The sequence below is a fragment of the Halorubrum sp. AJ67 genome (assembly GCF_000513435.1).
Window position 1 is genome coordinate 1 of the sequence record NZ_CBVY010000003.1, and the last position, 2,151, is coordinate 2,151.

Below are 2,151 nucleotides of genomic sequence, written 5' to 3' on the forward strand. Positions count from 1 at the left end.
CGTCGCCCCGATCCGCATCGTCGCGTGAACGAGACCGACGGTGCCCACGTACGGCGGCGTGAGCACGCCGATCCGGTCGCCCTCGCCCAGCCCGTGGGCGACGAGCCGGCCCGCGGTCTCGGAGACGAGGCGGTCGAGGTCGGTGTAGCTCCACGCCTCGCCGTCTTCGGCGCGGACGAGGGCCGTGTCGTCCGGCGACGAGACGACGCGGTGTGACAGCCAGTCCCGCATCGTTGTCACCCGCGTCTGCCGGGAGAATCGGGGTTACTCATCCGTCGGCTGTCGCACGGTCAACACCGGCACGTCCGAGGTACGGACGACGCGCTCCGTGACGCTTCCCAGCAGGTAGCGGTCGAGTCCCTTCCGACCGTGGGTCCCCATCACGACGACGTCGATGCCGTGTTCGTCGACGTAGTCGTGGATCGACTGGTACGCGGTCCCGGACGTGACGGTCGTGACGCAGTCGACCCCGGCGTCGGCGGCGGCGTCCGCCACCTGCCGCGTCGCCTCTTCGCCCTCGGATTCGAGCGCGTCCACGACGACCTCCGCCCCGGCCTCCAGGCTGGAGTAGGCCCCGCCGTCGACGACGTACAGCGCGTGGAGTCGGGCGTCGTAGCGGTCGGCGAGGTCGATCGCGTGTTCGATCGCGGCGTCCGACGCCGGACTGCCGTCGGTCGGAACGAGAATCTCCGAGTACATCTCGGTGTGGCGTACAGCGGGTGCGATTAAAAACCCGATCGAACTACTCGGCGTTCGAGGACCGAAACGAAGCGGCCGACCCGCCCGCCGACCCGTCTAGCGGAAGCCCATCGCTTCGATCTGCTCCTGATAGCGGTTTCGGATGGTGACCTCGGTGACTTGGGCCACGTCGGCGACCTCGCGTTGGGTCTTCTTCTCGTTACACAAAAGCGAGGCCGCGTAGATGGCGGCCGCCGCGAAACCCGTCGGCGACTTCCCGGAGAGCAGCCCCTGCTCGGCGGAGACATCGATTATCTCGGTCGCCTTCGACTGGACTTCCTCGCTCAGTTCGAGCGCGGAGGCGAACCGCGGGACGAACTGCTTGGGGTCGACCGGCTTCAGCTCCAACCCGAGTTCCTGCGAGATGTATCGATACGTGCGTCCGATCTCCTTTTGCGGGACCCGAGAGACGTCCGCGACCTCGTCGAGGCTGCGGGGGATCCCCTCCTGCCGGCAGGCGGCGTACAGCGCGGCGGTGGAGACGCCCTCGATGGAGCGGCCGCGGATCAGATCCTCGTTGAGCGCCCGTCGATAGATGACGGACGCGACCTCGCGTACCGACCGCGGAACGCCGAGCGCCGAGGCCATCCGGTCGATCTCGGAGAGCGCGAACTGGAGGTTGCGCTCGCCCGCGTCCTTCGTCCGAATCCGCTCCTGCCACTTCCGTAGACGGTGCATCTGCGACCGCTTCTCGGAGGAGAGCGAGCGGCCGTACGCGTCCTTGTCCTTCCAGTCGATCGTCGTCGTCAGCCCCTTGTCGTGCATCGTCTCCGTGATCGGCGCGCCGACGCGCGACTTCGACTGCCGCTCGTTGTGGTTGAACGCGCGCCACTCCGGCCCGCGGTCGATGTTCCGTTCGTCCAAGACGAGCCCGCAGTCCTCACAGACCAACTCCTGGTCGGCGTCCGTGACGATGTTCTCCGAGTCACACTCCGGACAGGCAACCGTCGATTCGTCCGTTTCTCGCTCCGTGTCCTGCTCCTGTTGCCGCTGGCGACTCGGACGTTCCATTAAAAGGTTTCTGGTCATTCGCGTATTTAACTCTTGTCCAGAAATATCATCGACCCTGACAGATATGACGCCGACCCGATACGCGTTCTTCGCCCAGTAGCAGGCGTGTAGCGCGGAAGTACAAGAGATACCGCGTCTCCGAGACGGTTCGACACGTCCCGGACGCTCCCGCGGGGACACACAAAACGTGACCGCAAAATTCGGTCGGAATTCGTCGCGCTCGATACCCCGATATATTACTATAGAACATCTATAAAGATTTTTGTATAACCTATACCAATAGGTGTGTATGAGTACCATCTCGTCCCCCGGCATCGAACGCACGCTTCGCGGCTGTCGCCCGGCCGACGTCGACCCCGTCGTCATCGACGCGTCGGACCTCGACAGCACCGCACCCGACCC

3 protein-coding genes are annotated in these 2,151 nt (G+C 65.1%); all 3 read right to left on the reverse strand.

The window, feature by feature from the left end; genetic code table 11:
* Nucleotides 1–231 (reverse strand): AMP-binding protein (locus BN903_RS03905; RefSeq protein WP_048076497.1); only part of this gene is annotated, 231 nt, incomplete at its 3' end.
* Nucleotides 232–264: 33 nt separating this feature from the next.
* Nucleotides 265–699: a universal stress protein gene (locus BN903_RS03910; RefSeq protein ID WP_048076498.1), complete on the reverse strand. Its 435-nt coding sequence runs from the start codon at nt 697–699 to the stop codon at nt 265–267.
* A 96-nt stretch (nt 700–795) separates the two neighbouring features.
* The gene (locus BN903_RS03915) at nt 796–1,749 is read right to left on the reverse strand and encodes a transcription initiation factor IIB family protein (protein ID WP_048076499.1); all 954 of its coding nucleotides are present in this window, start codon (nt 1,747–1,749) and stop codon (nt 796–798) included.
* Between the last annotated feature and the right edge of the window lie 402 nt (nt 1,750–2,151).